Origin of the sequence: Alloyangia pacifica, from assembly GCF_003111685.1 — a bacterium.
Lineage (GTDB): Bacteria > Pseudomonadota > Alphaproteobacteria > Rhodobacterales > Rhodobacteraceae > Salipiger > Salipiger pacificus_A.
In genome coordinates, this window is record NZ_CP022190.1 from 971,920 (window position 1) to 987,787 (window position 15,868).

The following is a 15,868-nucleotide window of genomic DNA, read 5'->3' on the forward strand; positions in this document are numbered from 1 at the left end:
TTTCGCCTCCTCAGGCGGTGGCCGGCGTGCGCGGGTGCAGCCAGGCAGGCAAGAAGCCATAGGCATTGCCGATGCCCTCGGTATGCACCTCTCGGCCCTCGGAGGCCAGCATCTGTTGCAGCGCACCGCTGTTGAAGGCATCGAAGGTCTCGGTGGCGCCTCCGACGTGCCTGCCGCCGATGAAGACCTGCGGAATGGTCACCGCGCCGGTCTTCTCGGCCAGCGCCCGGCGCAGCGCGCCGCCGCGATCGCCCTCGCGGTAGGCCGCCCCGTCGAGATCCACGGAGAGGTATTCGATCCCCGCCGCGGCGAAGAGCTTGCGCACCGACCAGCAGAACTCGCACCACTCCAGCGCGAAGAAGACCACCGGCTGCGCCGGGTCCGAGATCAGCGCCTCGAGTTCGGCCTTGGCCCTCCCGCTCGCCGCCACCGGCGCGGATTGCGGCGCCGGGGCGCTGGCGCCCGCGTCGAAGCGGAAGCGCGGGGTGGAGGCGGCGATGTCCAGCTCCCCGGCATTCATCACCTCCTCGATCTCGGCAAAGAGCGGGGTCGAGAGGTACCGCTCGCCGGTGTCGGGCAGCATGGCGAGGATGCGCGCGCCCTTCGGCGCATGCCGTGCCACCTCGAGCGCGGCGGCAAAGGTCGCGCCCCCCGAGGTGCCGCAGAGGATGCCCTCGTGGCGCGCGAGCTCCTGCGCGCACCTCATCGCGTCGGCCCCGGCGACCGGCTGCAGCGCGTCGATCCATTCCTCGCGCAGCACGTCATCGACCAGCTTCGGCACGAAGTCCGGCGACCAGCCCTGCATCAGGTGCGGGCGAAACGCGGGATGGCTGGCGGCGGGAGAGCCGTCGGCGTTGTAGGGCTGGCACCACCCCGAGGCGAGCAGCGCGGAATTGTCCGGCTCGGCGGCGACGATCTGCGTGCCGGGGCTTTCGGCCTTCAGCCGCCGCGCCACGCCCTTGAGCGTGCCGCCGGTTCCGAAACCGCTCACCCAATAGTCGAGCGGCGCGTCTTCGAAGCAATCGAGGATTTCCTGCGCCGTGGTGCGCGAGTGGAAGTCAGGCCCGGCCTCGTTCTCGAACTGCCGGGCAAGGAACCAGCCGTGCTTCTCGGCCAACTCGCGCGCCTTGGCGATCATGCCGGAGCCCTTTTCCGAGGCCGGGGTCAGGATGACCTTGGCGCCAAGAAAGCGCATCAGCTTGCGGCGCTCGATGCTGAAGCTCTCGGCCATGGTGACCACCAGCGGGTAGCCCTTGGCGGCGCAGACCATGGCAAGGCCGATGCCGGTATTTCCACTTGTCGCCTCGACGACAGTCTGGCCGGGCCTGAGGGAGCCGTCGCGTTCCGCGGCCTCGATGATGCCCAGGGCCAGCCGGTCCTTGACCGAGCCCATTGGATTGAAGGCCTCGAGTTTGACGTAAAGCTCGACGCCCTCGGGCGCGAGCTTGCTGATGCGGACGATGGGCGTATGCCCGACAGTCTGCAGGATGTTCTGGAAAGCTCTGGTCATGAGAAAATCCCTTTGTGTAGAGCGCTCAGAGAAGCGGGAGAAGGCAATGGACGAGGACCCCGAGAGCCGAGGCCAGCACCCCGGCGACAAGGAGCCTGCGCGGACCCGCCGCCGTCAGTGCGGCGGGCGAAATCGAGGGAGCGGGCGCAGCGGGCATGGCGATCACCTCAGGCACGCGCGCGCCGGGCGGCCGTCTCGGCTCCGGCCATCATCGTGCCGGCGACGGCCCCGTAGGCGGTGAGCCAGGCGTCACGGACCTCAGGCGTGAAGGCCCCCTGCATCTGCGCTTCCATGGTCTCGATCAGCGCGCCGCCGACGGTGGTGTAGTCGCTGGTCTTCACACCGTAGCCCAGGTGGCGGGCGCCAAGCTCCGCGAGCGGGCCGAGCACGGGCGAAAGATCGTCGGCATGGCGCACGACGAGCGCGATCGCCGCGATCAGCTTTCGGCGCTGCGCGGGCAGATCGGTGCTGGCAAAGAGGGGCCCGAGGTCCGGATCGCGGCGGAACAGGCGGTGGTAGAAGCCCGATGCGAAGCCGTCAGCGTCGCTTGCCAGCACCTGCCAGCTGAGGCGGATGTCGGTGATGTGCTGCGGGGTCAGGGTCATGGCGCTCTCCATTGTGTCGGATGATGCAGCCAGTCTGTCCGGTCGGTGTTTCGCGCGCGTGTCCGGAAGGCGGCGCGCGTGTTTCAATTCTGTCAGCCCGGATCGTAGATGTACCCTACGCCGCGCACCGTGCGGATCACCTCGGGCTTCGCCGGGTTGACCTCGATCTTCTTCCGGAGGCGCGAAATGCGGATGTCGATCGACCGGTCAAAGGGATCCCACGACCGGTCGTGCGCCCCTTCGAGGATCTGGTCACGATTGAGCACGCGCCCCCGATTGCGGGCGAAGAGCTTGAGAAGGTTGAATTCCATCGCGGTGAGCGGCAGCTCGATGCCCGCCTCGTCGAAGAGCTTCGCCGCGTCGAGGTCGAGCCAGGTCTTGCCGAACCGGAAGCGGGTGCGTGCGCGCGGCGCCGTCTCGGGGGCCGTGGTCTGGCGGCGCAGCACCGCCTTGATCCGCGAGGCAAGCTCGCGCAGGTCCACGGGTTTGGCAAGGTAATCATCTGCCCCCATCTCGAGGCCGACCACGCGGTCGATCACCTCGCCGGCGGCGGTCAGCATGATGACCATGGGCGCCTCGGGTCCCTGCAGGCTGCGCAGCACGGAAAGCCCGTCCTCGCCGGGCATGTTGATGTCGAGAAGGATGAGATCGGGCCGCTCCTGCGCCAGCTTCTCGCGCAGCTCCGCGGCGCCGCCCGCCAGCGTCGTGCGGTAGCCGCGCTTGCCGAGGTATTCGCCAACCATCTCGCGCAGGTCCTGCTCGTCGTCGCAGATGAGCACGTGATCACTCATGCGCCGCCCTCCAGCATGGCGCGGGCGAGGCGGCGGAGCTCTTCGGGGGAAATGGGCTTTTCGAGGAAGGGCCGACCGGCGCCGTCGAGGAAGCCGCGCGCCTGCGGGCTCATCGTGTCGCCGGTGACAAAGCCCATGCGGCGGGCCATCGCAGGGCGGTCGCGCAGGAGCCGCTCGTAGAAGCCGCGCCCGCCAAGCCCGGGCATGTTGAGATCGGTGAGGATCAGCGCGAAGTCCTGCACCGCCAGCAGCGCGAGCGCCGCCTCGGCCGAGTTCGCCACGGTCACCTCGAAGCCGTCGCGCAGGAGGATCTCGCGGATGAGGTCCGACACGTCCTCCTCGTCGTCGACCACCAGCACCGCGCCGCGCCCGGCAGGCTTTTCCAACGGCGCCCTGCCGGGGGCAGGCGCGGCGTCCACCTCGGTGGTTGGCAGGCGCACCACCAGTGTGGCGCCCGGCCCGCCCTCGGCGAGGGCGATGGTGCCGGAATGGGCGGTGACGATACGGTGGCAGAGCGCCAGCCCGATGCCGGTGCCCGCACCGACGGGCTTGGTGGTGAAGAGCGGGTCGAAGATGCGGCTGCGAATGTGCTTGGGGATGCCGGGACCGTCGTCGGCGACACGAAGCTCGACCATCTGCGCCTCGGGGTGGTGGGTCAGCGAAACGTCGATCCGGCCTCCGGTGCCGCTTTCGGCGATGGCCTGATCGGCATTGGTCACGAGGTTGATGACCACCTGCGCGATCTGGTGGGCGTCGCCGCGCACCGGCGGCAGGTCGGGGGCGATGTCCAGAGAGACCTCCGCCGCCAGCCCCTCGGCGCTCTGCGAGAGCGCGCCCACGGCGGTCTCGACGGTCTCGGCGATGTCCATGGGCACCAGCCGCGCCGGCTGCTGACGGGCCATGGCGAGAAAGGACTTCACGATCCGGGCGCAGCGTTCGGCAGCGTCCGAGATCTTTTCGACCCGGCGCAGCACTTCGTCAGAGATTTCCTCGTCGCGCAGCATCAGCGCATGACCAACCACCACCGACAGCGGGTTGTTCAGCTCGTGCGCCACACCGGCCAGAAGCTCGCCGAGGGCCGACATTTTCTCGGCCTGGAAAATCTGCTCGCGCTGCGCGGCAAGGCGGCGGCGCAGGTCCACCTCCTTTGAGACATCGACGGTGGACGAGACCAGCACATCCTCGCCCCGGTACTGGATCAGCCGTGCCGACACGAGGCTCGGGAACCGCCCCCCGTCGGCGCGGATGCCGGTGACCGGCATGTCGTCAACGCGCCCGTCGGGCAGCACGGCGGTGATGAAATCGGCCCGCTCGGCGCGCGAGGCGAAATGCGCGTGGGTGTGCTCGGCGCTGCCAAGAAGCTCGGTGGCGGCGGGTGAGCGATAGATCACCTCGCCGTCGCCGACGCGGGACATGATGATATTGGCCGGGCAACTTTCCAGCACCTTGCGCACAAGCTGGTCGGCGGCGCGCTCGGTCTCCTCGAAGGCGCGGCGCTCGGTGATGTCCGTCTGCACCAGCACGAAGCCACCCGCCGCGGTGCTGCGCAGCAGGATCTCGGTGACGCGGTCGCCGGCCTCGATCTCGAGCGGGGTGACCATCCAATCGCCGCCCGCGAGCCGCGCTTCCATGAAGCTGAGCCGCTCGGCGTCCGCCGCGCTCAGACCTCCCCGCAGGACCCATTCACGCAGCAGGAGCGACCAGCCCACCCCTTCGGCCAGAAGGTTCGCCACCGACGGGTTCATCTCGGCAAAGCCACGGTTGAAGCGCAGCAACCCTGCATTCTCGTCGAAGATAGCGAGACCCTCGGACAGCGCATCGATCACCTCGGCCAGCATGTCAGCGGGACGCCGCGCCGCGCCCTCCGCCGGTTCCGGCACCGAAGGGTCGAAGCGCACCGCCATCTCAGCGCTCCTGCGGCGCGCGCATCTCGGCGGCGATGCGGAAAACCGTCTCTTCGCTGCCGTCCGAGCGCGTGATGCTGCCCGCCTCGGCGGCGGTGAACGCATCACCGAGCCGCTCGACCACCGCGCGGTTGCCGGAAATGGTCATCGGCTCGGCCTTGTAGCGCAGCTGTCCGGCGGTGATCACCGCCGGGCCGAAGACGTCGTAGATGTATTTCTGCACGCCGACCACCGAGCCGACCACCGCCCCCGCGGCGATGCCGACGCGGCATGACCATTGGATCGGGTGACTGCCGTTGCGCTGGTTCAGGTATCGCATGAAGCGGATGGCGGCATTGGCCGCGGCCTGCGCGTGGTCCTCGGTGGGATCGGGCAAGCCGGCGACGCCGATGTAGAGATCCCCCACCGCCCGGATCCGCGCGCAGCCGAACTGCTCGCCGATGCGGTCGAAGGCGGTGTAGATGTCGTTGAGCTCCGAGACGATCACCCCCGGCTCATGCGCGCTGACCATCTCGGAAAAGCCGACGAAGTCGATGCAGACCACCGAGACCGGATCGTAGAGCCGCGGGGTGACGATGCCGAAGGTCTTGTATTCCTCGTAGACCGAGCGCGGCATCATGTTGAGCAGCAGCTTCTCGACCTGCTCCTTCTCGCGCTTGATCTCGCGGGTGTTGCGCTCGACCATCATGGAGTAGCTGTCGATCATCGACTCCAGCTCCTTGATGCGCGAGATGTTCTGGCACACCAGCACCGCGATCGGCTCGTCCTCGTCGAGCGCGCGGTTGAAATCCATCGCCACGGTCATCGTCCGGCGGCGCAGCCGAAAGGTCGTCTCGGTGGTGTAGCGCCCCTCGGCGGCGAGCGCGGCACGCAGCGCCTCGGTGTCGAAATCCTGGAACTGCTCGAGCAGCTTCGAACCCACCTCGATTTCGCCGAACCAGCCGCGGAAGGTGTCGTTGCAGAAGCGCAGGCGCAGGCTCTGCAGATCGAGCAGCGCCACCCCGACCCCGATCGCCCTCAGCAGCTGCTCGTTGATCGCGGCGATGGTCATGGCGCTACTCCGTCACCAGGTTGCGCCGCGCCTCGAAGGCAGCAAGGATCGCAACCTGATCCTCGGGGGCGACGCCGTGATCCGCGAGCGTCGCGCGCAGCAAGCTTTGCAGCTTGTCGAAATGCCGCTGATGAATCTCGAGGTGGGCGTGCATCTTGCGGATCTGGTCATCGGTATAGGAGGCCGGGCCGCCCATCAGCGACGAGACGAACTTGGTCTGGTGATCGACGATGCGGGCCATGTCGATCTCGTCGAAGAACGGGCCGACGTCATCGTCGTCGAGCAGCCGGTCGTAGAGGTCGAGGACGATCTTGCTGACGACAGAAAAGCCGCCGTACTTGTCGAACAGGGACTTCTCCATGGCCATCTCCCCCGGAGCGCGCGGCTTTTCGCTATAGAAATCTGCTGATCTGAAATGTTCTACAAACATGCGGGATCTTGCACCTCTGTGGCAAGGTTTTCGTCCGGCGGGGAACCCCCAGCGTCAGCGCCCCCCGTTTCAGCCGCGTGTCGTGGCGGGGACGGATTTGTTTCGAGTGTTTCAGCGCAGCGGCGGTCGGGCCGAGAGGTGCACCGCGCGGAAGGGATGGCCCCACCGGGCCATCCCCGCCGCTCAGGCGACGCGCCGCACCTCGTCGCGCGCCCCGGCAATCCATGCCTGGTTCGCCTTCATCGCGCGGTTCAGCTGCTTGTGCAGATCGGCCAGTTCATCCAGCGTCCAGTCGAGGCTGGCGATACGGTCGGAAAGCTCGAAGATCGGCAACGAGAGCCGATCCCGCAGGGACTCGTAGCTGCTTAGGGAGCCCGATTTCACGGCCTCCGCCAGCAGCTCGGAATCCCGGAAGGCGTCGGTGATGCCATGGGCGGTGATCGGGTCGCGGAACCAGCTGGCGTCGCCCACCAGCGTCCAGCCCGGGCCAGCGCAGCGGCGCATGTAGCCCTTGAGCCCCGCGAAGATCACCCGCGCCTCGGCGGGCTCGGCTCCGGCCATGTCCTCGGCCATCCGCGGCATGTGGCGCGCCGCAAGCGCCTGCACCGGGGCGCTGCGCAGCGCGGCGTGGGAGTCTTCCGGGAGCGCGACGAAGGCACAGCTTCCGCCGTCATTGGTTGGGATAATCCCGCCCGCGGCGCCGTTGGTGAAATGCCAGCGGAAGCCACGGTTGGGCAGTCCCGAGAAATATTGGTAGGCGCAGGCCACCGTGTGGCGCGCCTGCCGCGTGACCTCGGCCCCGACAAGCCGCGCCACGCGCGAACGCTTGCCGTCGGCGCCGATGACCAGCCCGGCCGAGACCTCGCGCGTGGTGCCATCGGCCAGGGTCAGCCGCGCGCCGGTGACCCGGCCTTGCGGGTCATGGATCAGCGCCGCGCAGCGTGTCTCATAGCGCAGCTCCGCGCCCGCCTCGGCAGCGGCCTCGGCCAGCATCCGGTCGAGCAGGTGGCGGCGCGGCGCCATCAGGGTCTTGACGCAGTGCTCGGGGCGGAGGGCGATGTCGAGGGTCTCGGCGCCATAGATGAAACTCGTGCGCGCGATCTGCGGGGTTCCCGCCGCGCGGAGCGGTTCGGCGAGGCCCCAGCGCTCCAGCAACATGACCGCCCCGCGCATCAGCGCATGGGTGGACATTGTGTCGGTGCCAGCACGGGCACCGTCGATCAGCAGGACCCGGACGCCGCTCCGCGCGAGCTGCAGGGCCGTGGCCGCGCCAGCGCAGCGGGCGCCCACGATGAGGACGTCGTAAGTTTCTGTGGTCATGTGGATATTCCTTTTGTCAGGCGGCAAGTTGATTGCCCCGGCGCAAGCCGGCGGCGATGATCGGGGCGAGGTCTTCGGCATCGCGTCCGACCCCATGGATGAAGGCCGAGGCCCGGTGGCGCAGGAACGGCAGTCCGAGCGCGTAGAGCCCGGGCACGGCGGTGATCCCGCGGTTGGTGTCCAGCTCGCCCGCGGCGTTCAGCACCGGCAGGTGCAGCCACGGGTAGCTGCGGCGGAAACCGGTCGCCCAGACGACCGTGCGGATGCCCTGCGCCGAGAGGTCGAGACTCTGTGGCCCGGCGCGCGGGAGATCCGGCGCCCGCCAGGCTTCCGGATCAGCGGGCAACAGGCTCCCGGTCGCGACGAGATGGGTCTCGAGCTGGGTCAGCAGCTTGCGCCGCCGCCGCTCGCCCGCGTCGAGCTCGGCTCCGAGTTCAGGGTCGAGCTGCAGCACGGATCCCTCCGCCCGCAGCGCCCGCCCCACCAGCCGCACGCCCATGGCCCGCAGGTGGTCGAGACCGAGTGCCCCGCCACCGCCGGAGCCGGTGAGCTGCAGCGAGGGCAGCGCCATCAGATGGGCAGGGTCGGCGTTCTCGGGACGCGAGGCACCGAGAAAGCCGCTTTGCGAGAGCAGCTCGAAGACCTCGCGACCCCGGTAACGGCGCGGCGCGCGGACATGGCGGCCCACCGCCAGTGTCACCGGGCGCCCCGAGGCTTGAATCTCGGCGGCCAGTTGCACCCCGGTGGCCGAGGCACCGACGACCAGCACGCCGCCCTCGGGCAGAGCCTCGGCGCCTTTGTAGCGCGTCGGCACGACCTGGGTGATCTCCTTCGGCAGGGCCTCGGCCCAGACCGGGACCGCCGGCAGGTCGCAGGCGCCGGTTGCGATGACCACCGCCCGGGAGAACCACTGCCGCCCGCCCGCGACAATCCGGAAGCGGCCGTTCTCGCGCGTCACCGACTGCACCTCGCAGCCCGTGACCACCGGGGCCGAGATCGCCGCGCGGTAGCTCTCGAGGCGGGCGGCAAACGCGGCGGCGGACATGAAGTCCTCGGGGGCATCCTCGGACCAGGGACCCGGCAGGCGGTTCATCCAGTTGGGTGTCAGCAGGTGCAGCCCCGGCCAACGCTCGGAATGCCAGCGTTCGCCAACCCGTCCGCGCTCGAGCAAGATGTGGTCGATGCCGCGGCGCGACAGGGACCAGCTGAGGGCGAGACCGGCCTGGCCGGCGCCGAGGATCAGGACGTTGGTGGCAGTGCTCATCGGGTTTCTCCGTTGCGGTTTTCCGAAGACTGCCCGCCCCGCGTTTCGCCCATGCCTCGCGATAGGGGGTTTGATGTTTCGACTGTTTCAGCCCGCCGCTCCCCCGCCGCAAAGCAAACGGCCCGCAGCGCAGGGCGGCGGGCCGTCAGGGAGGACCAAGGGAGGCGTGGAAAGGGGGCTCTGCAGGGCTCAGGCAGCCATCGGCATCGAACTCTCCTTCGATGGGATCGTCGGCGCGTGGACGAGCAGGCAGCTGCGGTCCCACCAAGTGCGGAAGTCGTCGATGGTGTCGCGCAGGGCGACGTGGTCGAAGCCGGAGCCGTAACCGGGCTTGACGGCGGGGGCGTTGAATCGGGGCATGGGTCTCTCCTCTGGAGGCAGGGTTGAAAGCGCTGGCCCGCGCCCCGGATGGCGCGGGCGGTCTGTCACGGAGGCGTCGCGGGGGCTCAGGGGGCCATCTCGACCGAGACCGGCACACCGTTGCTCAGCACGTCAAAGACCGCGGAGCGGGCGACCGACTGCTCGACGATCTCGCGCAGTGTCTCCTGCGGAGCATCGCCGCGGATGGAGACCGCCATGCGCACGCCGGTGAAGCCGTTGCGGGCGGACTTGTCGAGGCCGAGGATGCCGTTGAGGTTGATGTCGCCCTCGATCTTCGTCTCGACCGCGTGCAGCTTCACCTGGCGGATCGAGGCGATATTGCCGATGCCCGCGGTGATGCAGGAAGCCAGCGCGGCAAGCAGCAGTTCGACCGGGGTCACGCCGTTGTCGGCCCCGCAGAGCACCTGCGGGTGATCGCATTCGACGGCGTAGTCGCGGCGATGCTGCATATCCTGCATGGCGCCGTGGAAGCCGGTGAAGGCGGTGCGGCTGTGGGTCGCCGAGAGCCACTCTCCGGCGGCGCGGAACGTGAACAGTGCAATCTCGGGGGTCTCGCCGACCACGCCGAGCGTGGCGAGGAAGGTGGGGACGTCGACGCCGTTCATGGCGGTCTTCGCGGGCTTCTCGAGGGTCTGGGTGGTCATGTCTGAACTCCTGTCCATTTGGGGTCTGGTGAACTCGTTGGGCGCTGAGCCCTTCCGATGGACAGAAGTTCTGACGGCCGCGCGTTTCAGGCCGATTGCGCGGGCTGTTTCATTCGTTTCACGCCGGGACCATCACGCCGATCGGGTCGCGGCGGCCTGCGCCGACTGGTCGCAGGGCATCTTACCCGAAGCGGGCTCGCCCCGGGCCTCGCGATGACCGCCCGCCGGGGGTGACGATCGACCGGATGCCCGAAGACACGCTGCGGATGCGTGAGGTCTTTGTCTGCGCCCTCCTGCCGCCCGGCCCTTCCCGCGCTGGACCCGCCGCGCTAGACCTGCCGCGACACGATCTGAACAGGGAAGGATGACCCCGATGAAAGGCTATTGGCTGGTGCTCGGCACCGACGTGACCGACGCCGACGCGCAGGCGGACTACGGGCGCCTCTGGGCGCCCATCGCGGCAAGATACGGCGCCAGGGTGCGCCGCGGCGACGACGCGCCCGCGCTGGTCGAGGCGGGGGACAAATCGCGAATCCTGCTGGTGGAGTTCGAGAGCCTCGCCCTGGCCAAGGCCTGCTACGACGACCCCGAGTACCAGGCCGCACGCGCCTTCGCCCTGAGGGCGGCGACGCGCGAGCTGGTGATCTTCGCGGGTGATCTGGGCTGACAGGGCCTTCTGAACGCAGTCCGCACGCGGGGCCCGACTACGGGGTCCGCGTGCGTTCCTATGAGCCCCGCGCCATCGGGCCGGACGCACCTAGAGCGACGCATTCAGTCGTATGCGAGGATAAATCTCCCCGAAAGAATGAGCGCCAGATGACCGCGAGCCCGTGCCCCCGCCACCATGGCCACACGCCGTTCCGGCAGGAAGGCTCGGAGCGCATCAACGGCGCTCTGAAGCATGGGAAGGTCGAGGTCGCCAGAGACGACCTCGACAAGCTCTTCGCTGTGACCTTCCGAGGCTCAGAGTTTCCAGATACGCGCCGCGTTCCCGGCATAGAGCGCGGCGCGCTCCTCGGCGCTGCAGCCGGCAAAGATCGCGCGGGTGGCGGCCACCCAGGTGGAGAGCCCGCCGCCCAGCGTGTTCACCGGCCAGTCGCCGCCCCAGCAGAGGCGCTCGGGGCCGAAGGTCTCGGCGGTGTAGCTGACCCAGCGGGCCAGTTCGTCCAGCGTCCAGCCCGCGCCGCCATAGGCGACGACACCCGAGATCTTGGCCGACACGTTGGGTCGTTTGGCGATCTCGGCGAGATCGCGCGCCCAGGTGTCCCATTGCCCGCCCGCGATATCCGGCACGCCGCAATGGTCGAGCACGAAACGGGTGTTGGGCGCGGCGTCCACCAGTTGGATCGCCAGCGGCAGTTGCCGGGCGAGCACGCAGAGATCGAAGGGCAGATCGGGACCAGAGAGCAGGCGGAGGTTCTGCCGGAAGAGATCGCCCTGCGAGACCTCGTCGGGCACCACGTGCAGCACGCGGCGGAAGCCGACAACCAGCGCACGCGCGGCCGAGCGTTCGAGGTAAGCCGGGAAGTCCGGCGCCTCGGGGCGGCACGCTGCAATCGCGCCGCGGATCGGGAAGGTGCCGCTGGCGGCGAGCTCTTCGATCCAGGCGGTTTCGTCTTCCAGACGCGCGTCGGCGACATCCACCTCCATGTGGATCGCGCCGCCGATTCCGATGCGCCGGGCCTCCTCGGCGTAAGTCTCGAGCAGCCAATCCCGGTCGAGCTCCGGGGCACCGGACAGCCACGGGTAATCGAGCCGGTCCCGGCGCACGAGGTGAAGGTGGCTGTCCAGAATGGCGGGGTCTTGCATCTGCTCCTCCGTGAGCGAGTCATTCACTCAAGAATGGATCATTCAGATGCAAATGTCTCCCCCTCCACCCCATATCCGGCAAATCGCGACAGTTCAGCCGTTGTCTCGACCAGCGCCTCGGTTGCCTGCTCGGGGCTGGGCGCGGATTCGCGGTCGACCAGAGGCAGGTAGGGAATGGTGACGGCAGCGATGGCCTCGCCGCTCGGCGCCAGCACCGGGGCCGAGAGGTTGGTGACTCCCACTGTCTGCGCCGAGGGTTTCACCTCGTACCCGCGGGCGCGAACGATCTCGAAGCGGGCCTCCAGTTCGGCGGGGATCTCGCGGGCCGGGGCGCCGGTGTCGCTGTTCTCGGCCACCATGGCCCGCCTCCGCTCGGGGCTGGCAAAGGCCAGCAGCACGTTGCCCGAGCCAGTGTCAAAAAGACTTAAGTGGCTGCCAACGCGGATCGAGATGCCCCAGTAGCCCGGCGCCTCCTGCTGGGCGATGACCACGGCGCTGCCGCGATCAAAGACAACGAGCTGGTTCGCCTGACGCGTGCGGGCGGCCAGATCGCGCAGCAGCGGTGTCGCGAGGGACGCCAACCGCCGGGTCGGTGCGTGGAACTGCGCCATGCCGAACATCTTGAGGGTCAGCGCGTAGCGGTCCCCCTCGACCCGGGCGACATAGCCGCGGCGAGCGAGCCGCTCGAGCATCCGGTAGAACTCGTTTGGCGAACGGCCGAGCGCCTTGGCGATCTCGGCCTGGGTGAGCCCACCCTCGATCCCGGCAAGCAGCTCGAGAATATCGAGCCCCTTGTCCAGCGCCGGTGCGCGGTAGCGGTCATTGGTGTCGGTCATGCTGCTCTCTGTGAATTGGATCATTCATATAAGAATACGACCTGCGTCTCCAGTGGAATTCCTTGACAGGTAGCGCCCGTTCTATTTGTATATGAATAGACTATCCACAAGTGAGCGACTGCCTCTCGCGGATTCTCAGGAAGGAGAACCATGGACGATCTGACGACCGCTTCGGCAGAGGTGCGCGCGTTGGAAAGCGCCGCCCCCGCCACCTTGCAGAGATCGAGGTCGGCGAGGTCCGCGAGCGCTATGGCCGCACGCTGCCCGAGACCGTTTTTTTCGTCCACGCCGGGGGAAGCGGCGATTTTTTCCCTCATCACATGGACGCCGAGTCCAGGGCGACCTCAGAATTCGGTGGCCCTATCTGTCGTGACGCGATGATCTTCTCCATCGGCGTCGGGTTGACGGCGACAGAGATCAACCTGCTCGCCTTCTCCTGCGGTCACGACCCGCTGCGCTTCGTCCGCCCCGTCGTCATCGCCGATCCCACCCGGACCCGCGTCACCGCCGCGCGCGCGCAGGATGACCCCGGGCGCCCGCAGTCCGGCAAGCGCTATGAGACCGTGGAGGGGGACAACCCGTGGGACGCGTTGCTGCTGGCCCGAGACCACATCCACAACGTTCAGAAAAAGGAGGCTGAGGCATGACGCGTATTACCGGCCTGAAAACATGGGACCTGCGGTTCCCCTCGGAAGGCGGCCTCGACGGCTCCGATGCGATGAACCCCGATCCCGTCTACTCGGCGGCCTACGTGACGCTTGAAACAGACGGCGGGCACGAGGGTCACGGGCTGACCTTCACCATCGGGCGCGGCAACGAGCTTTGCGTGGCGGCGATCCAGGCGCTGAAGGGGCAGGTGATCGGGCGCGACACCGACGACATCCGCGCCGACCCCGGCGCCTTCTGGCGCGAGATCACCGGCGACAGCCAGCTGCGCTGGGTCGGCCCGGAGAAGGGCGTCATCCACCTCGCAACCGGGGCGCTGGTCAACGCGGTCTGGGACCTCATGGCGCGCGAGGCGGGAAAGCCCGTCTGGCGTTTCGTGTCGGAGATGAGCCCCGAGGACCTCGCCCGCATCCCCGACTACCGCTACATGACCGACTTTCTCGACCGCGCGCAGGCGCTGGAGCTGTTGCAGGAAGCCGCGCGCGGCAAGCCCGACCGCATCGCCACGCTGCTCGACGAGGGCTACCCCTGCTACACCACCTCGGCGGGCTGGCTCGGCTATCCTGACGACAAGCTGCGGCGGCTCTGCCGCGAGGCCGGCGCGCAGGGCTTCACGCATGTGAAGATGAAGGTCGGCCGCGATCTCGACGACGACATCCGGCGCCTTACGATCTTCCGCGAGGAACTGGGCCCCGAGGTCACGCTGATGATCGATGCCAACCAGGTCTGGGAGGTGCCCCAGGCGATCGACTGGGTGAACCGCCTGTCCTTTGCCAGGCCGTGGTTCATCGAGGAGCCGACGAGCCCCGACGACATCCTCGGCCACAAGGCGATCCGTGAGCGCATCTCGCCGGTGAAGGTGGCGACCGGCGAGATGTGCCAGAACCGTGTGATGTTCAAGCAGTTCATCGCCTCGGGCGCGATCGACGTGGTGCAGATTGATGCCTGCCGGCTCGGCGGGCTCAACGAGGTCTTTGCCGTGCAGCTGATGGCCGCCAAGGCCGGGCTGCCGGTCTGGCCGCACGCGGGCGGCGTCGGGCTTTGCGAATACGTCCAGCACCTGAGCATGATCGACTATATCGCCGTCTGCGGCGAAAAGGACGACCGGCGCACCGAGTACGTCGACCACCTGCACACGCATTTCACCGATCCCTGCGTGGTGCGGAACGGGGCCTACCTGGCCCCCTCTGCCCCGGGCTTCTCGATCGAGATCAAGGAACGCAAGCGCCGCGATTTCGCCTTGGGCTGAGCCGCCGCATGTGATGCGCGGCGGCGCGATCCCTGCGCCGCCGTCGTTGATCGATCTCCGGAACGATCCCGGACTCATTGTGAGCCGGGCACTCCCCCGGCGGCCCAACGGCGCCGCGCCGGAGATAAGCTTGCCCGACTGCCGAGACCCCACCGGCACTACGGCCTGTAAACGGGATGCGCCTAAGGGCGCATCCCGGCGCATCTCAGAGAACTTCGCCGAGCACCTTGTCCAGCCGCGCGACGGTGGCGTCGACGTCCTTGAGCTTGTCGAGGCCGAAAAGACCAAGGCGGAAGGTCGAGAAGCCCGCGGGCTCGTCCACCTGCAGGGGCACGCCGGCGGCGATCTGCGTACCCCTCTCGGCAAAGGCGCGGCCCGACTGCACCTCGGGGTCGGAGGTGTAGCTGACCACCACCCCCGGCGCGCCAAAGCCCTCGGCGGCCACCGAGACCACGCCCTTCGACGCCAGCATCTCGCGCACCTTGCGGCCCAACTCGACTTGCGCGGCCTTGGCCTCGGCAAAGCCGAACTCCCGCGTTTCCTCCATCGCGTCACGGAACATGCGCAGGCCATCGGTGGGCATGGTGGCGTGATAGGCATGGCCGCCCGCTTCGTAGGCCGCGGTGATCTGGCGCCACTTCTTCAGATCGAGCGCAAAACTGTCCGAGGTGGTCTCGTCCAGACGCGCCAGCGCGCGCTCGGACATCATCACGAGGCCTGCGCAAGGGGTCGAACTCCAGCCCTTCTGCGGCGCGGAAAGCAGAACGTCGACGCCGGTCGCCTTCATGTCGACCCAGACGCAGCCCGAGGCGATGCAGTCGAGCACCATCAGCGCGCCGACCTCATGCGCGGCCGCAGCGAGGGCGGTGACGTAGTCGTCGGGCAGGATGATCCCGGCGGCGGTCTCAACGTGCGGGGCGAAGACGATGTGGGGCTGCTCTTCGCGGATCCTGGCGGTCACCTCTTCAATCGGCGCCGGGGCGAAGGGCGCCTGTGCGCCGTTGCCGGTGGCCCGGGCCTTCATCACGGTGACCTCGCCGCCGAAGCCGCCGGCCTCGAAGATCTGGCTCCAGCGGAAGGAGAACCAGCCGTTGCGCACCACCAGCGCCTTGGCGCCGCGTCCAAACTGGCGCGCGACGGCCTCCATGCCGTAGGTGCCGCCGCCGGGTACGATCGCCACCCCGTCGGCACCATAGACCTCGCGCAGCCCTGCCGTGATGTCGCGCATCACCTGCTGGAAGGCCCCCGACATGTGGTTGAGCGAGCGATCCGTAAAGACCACCGAGAATTCGTCGAGACCGCTGGGGTCCACATCCTTGCGCAGCGCCATGGGCATACTCCTTTGCTGTTGCGCAAGGGGTTAGCGCGTTGCGCGGCGATTGGCAAAACCTCCGATGGTCGCGGGACC

Annotated in this window: 16 protein-coding genes and 1 pseudogene; 3 read left to right on the forward strand and 14 right to left on the reverse strand. The window is 68.4% G+C overall.

Going from position 1 to position 15,868, the window contains the following annotated elements; all coding sequences use genetic code 11:
* Window positions 1–10: 10 nt before the first annotated feature.
* The 11 genes and pseudogenes from CEW88_RS24950 to CEW88_RS17500 all read right to left on the reverse strand — a co-directional run bounded on the left by CEW88_RS24950 (window position 11) and on the right by CEW88_RS17500 (window position 9,900).
* A complete protein-coding gene (locus CEW88_RS24950; protein WP_254694545.1) occupies window positions 11–430 on the reverse strand; it encodes a glutaredoxin domain-containing protein in 420 nt (139 codons plus the stop codon).
* Between the two features lie 42 nt (window positions 431–472).
* A pseudogene (locus CEW88_RS17460) lies at window positions 473–1,510 on the reverse strand (PLP-dependent cysteine synthase family protein); the annotation flags it as partial.
* A 167-nt stretch (window positions 1,511–1,677) separates the two neighbouring features.
* On the reverse strand, window positions 1,678–2,115 hold the full coding sequence (locus CEW88_RS17465; protein ID WP_159099649.1) for a globin domain-containing protein: 438 nt from the start codon (window positions 2,113–2,115) through the stop codon (window positions 1,678–1,680).
* A 92-nt stretch (window positions 2,116–2,207) separates the two neighbouring features.
* Window positions 2,208–2,906 (reverse strand): response regulator, encoded by a 699-nt coding sequence (locus CEW88_RS17470; RefSeq protein WP_108969283.1) that lies wholly within the window; start codon window positions 2,904–2,906, stop codon window positions 2,208–2,210.
* Window positions 2,903–4,810, reverse strand: coding sequence for a hybrid sensor histidine kinase/response regulator (locus CEW88_RS17475; RefSeq protein WP_108969288.1), 1,908 nt, complete (start codon window positions 4,808–4,810; stop codon window positions 2,903–2,905). The genes CEW88_RS17470 and CEW88_RS17475 overlap by 4 nt, the downstream gene beginning before the upstream one ends.
* 1 nt (window position 4,811) lies before the next feature.
* A complete protein-coding gene (locus CEW88_RS17480; protein WP_108969290.1) occupies window positions 4,812–5,861 on the reverse strand; it encodes an adenylate/guanylate cyclase domain-containing protein in 1,050 nt (349 codons plus the stop codon).
* Window positions 5,862–5,865: 4 nt separating this feature from the next.
* Entirely contained in the window at window positions 5,866–6,222 is a 357-nt protein-coding gene (locus CEW88_RS17485; protein ID WP_108969292.1) for a group I truncated hemoglobin, read from the reverse strand.
* Between the two features lie 252 nt (window positions 6,223–6,474).
* On the reverse strand, window positions 6,475–7,611 hold the full coding sequence (locus CEW88_RS17490; RefSeq protein WP_159099650.1) for an FAD-dependent oxidoreductase: 1,137 nt from the start codon (window positions 7,609–7,611) through the stop codon (window positions 6,475–6,477).
* A 16-nt stretch (window positions 7,612–7,627) separates the two neighbouring features.
* A complete protein-coding gene (locus CEW88_RS17495) occupies window positions 7,628–8,875 on the reverse strand; it encodes a flavin-containing monooxygenase (RefSeq protein WP_108969295.1) in 1,248 nt (415 codons plus the stop codon).
* A gap of 189 nt (window positions 8,876–9,064) precedes the next feature.
* Window positions 9,065–9,235 (reverse strand): hypothetical protein, encoded by a 171-nt coding sequence (locus tag CEW88_RS24550; RefSeq protein ID WP_159099651.1) that lies wholly within the window; start codon window positions 9,233–9,235, stop codon window positions 9,065–9,067.
* 86 nt (window positions 9,236–9,321) lie between these two features.
* The gene (locus CEW88_RS17500; protein WP_108969297.1) at window positions 9,322–9,900 is read right to left on the reverse strand and encodes an OsmC family protein; all 579 of its coding nucleotides are present in this window, start codon (window positions 9,898–9,900) and stop codon (window positions 9,322–9,324) included.
* A 373-nt stretch (window positions 9,901–10,273) separates the two neighbouring features.
* Here CEW88_RS17500 and CEW88_RS17505 point away from each other — a divergent pair, with 373 nt between their 5' ends.
* Window positions 10,274–10,567: a DUF1330 domain-containing protein gene (locus CEW88_RS17505; protein WP_108969299.1), complete on the forward strand. Its 294-nt coding sequence runs from the start codon at window positions 10,274–10,276 to the stop codon at window positions 10,565–10,567.
* A gap of 296 nt (window positions 10,568–10,863) precedes the next feature.
* Here the strand turns inward: CEW88_RS17505 and CEW88_RS17510 are convergent, their stop codons facing one another.
* Both CEW88_RS17510 and CEW88_RS17515 read right to left on the reverse strand, forming a co-directional pair.
* Window positions 10,864–11,709, reverse strand: coding sequence for an amidohydrolase family protein (locus CEW88_RS17510; RefSeq protein WP_108969903.1), 846 nt, complete (start codon window positions 11,707–11,709; stop codon window positions 10,864–10,866).
* Window positions 11,710–11,747: 38 nt separating this feature from the next.
* Window positions 11,748–12,545 carry an IclR family transcriptional regulator gene (locus CEW88_RS17515; RefSeq protein ID WP_193989073.1) on the reverse strand — a complete coding sequence of 266 codons (798 nt, stop codon included), beginning with the start codon at window positions 12,543–12,545 and terminating at the stop codon, window positions 11,748–11,750.
* 110 nt (window positions 12,546–12,655) lie between these two features.
* Here CEW88_RS17515 and CEW88_RS17520 point away from each other — a divergent pair, with 110 nt between their 5' ends.
* Both CEW88_RS17520 and CEW88_RS17525 read left to right on the forward strand, forming a co-directional pair.
* On the forward strand, window positions 12,656–13,192 hold the full coding sequence (locus CEW88_RS17520) for a MaoC/PaaZ C-terminal domain-containing protein (RefSeq protein WP_254694472.1): 537 nt from the start codon (window positions 12,656–12,658) through the stop codon (window positions 13,190–13,192).
* A complete protein-coding gene (locus CEW88_RS17525) occupies window positions 13,189–14,460 on the forward strand; it encodes an L-fuconate dehydratase (RefSeq protein WP_108969302.1) in 1,272 nt (423 codons plus the stop codon). The genes CEW88_RS17520 and CEW88_RS17525 overlap by 4 nt, the downstream gene beginning before the upstream one ends.
* A gap of 205 nt (window positions 14,461–14,665) precedes the next feature.
* Here CEW88_RS17525 and CEW88_RS17530 read toward each other — a convergent pair whose 3' ends face one another.
* Window positions 14,666–15,790 carry an aminotransferase class V-fold PLP-dependent enzyme gene (locus CEW88_RS17530; RefSeq protein WP_108969304.1) on the reverse strand — a complete coding sequence of 375 codons (1,125 nt, stop codon included), beginning with the start codon at window positions 15,788–15,790 and terminating at the stop codon, window positions 14,666–14,668.
* Window positions 15,791–15,868: the final 78 nt, after the last annotated feature.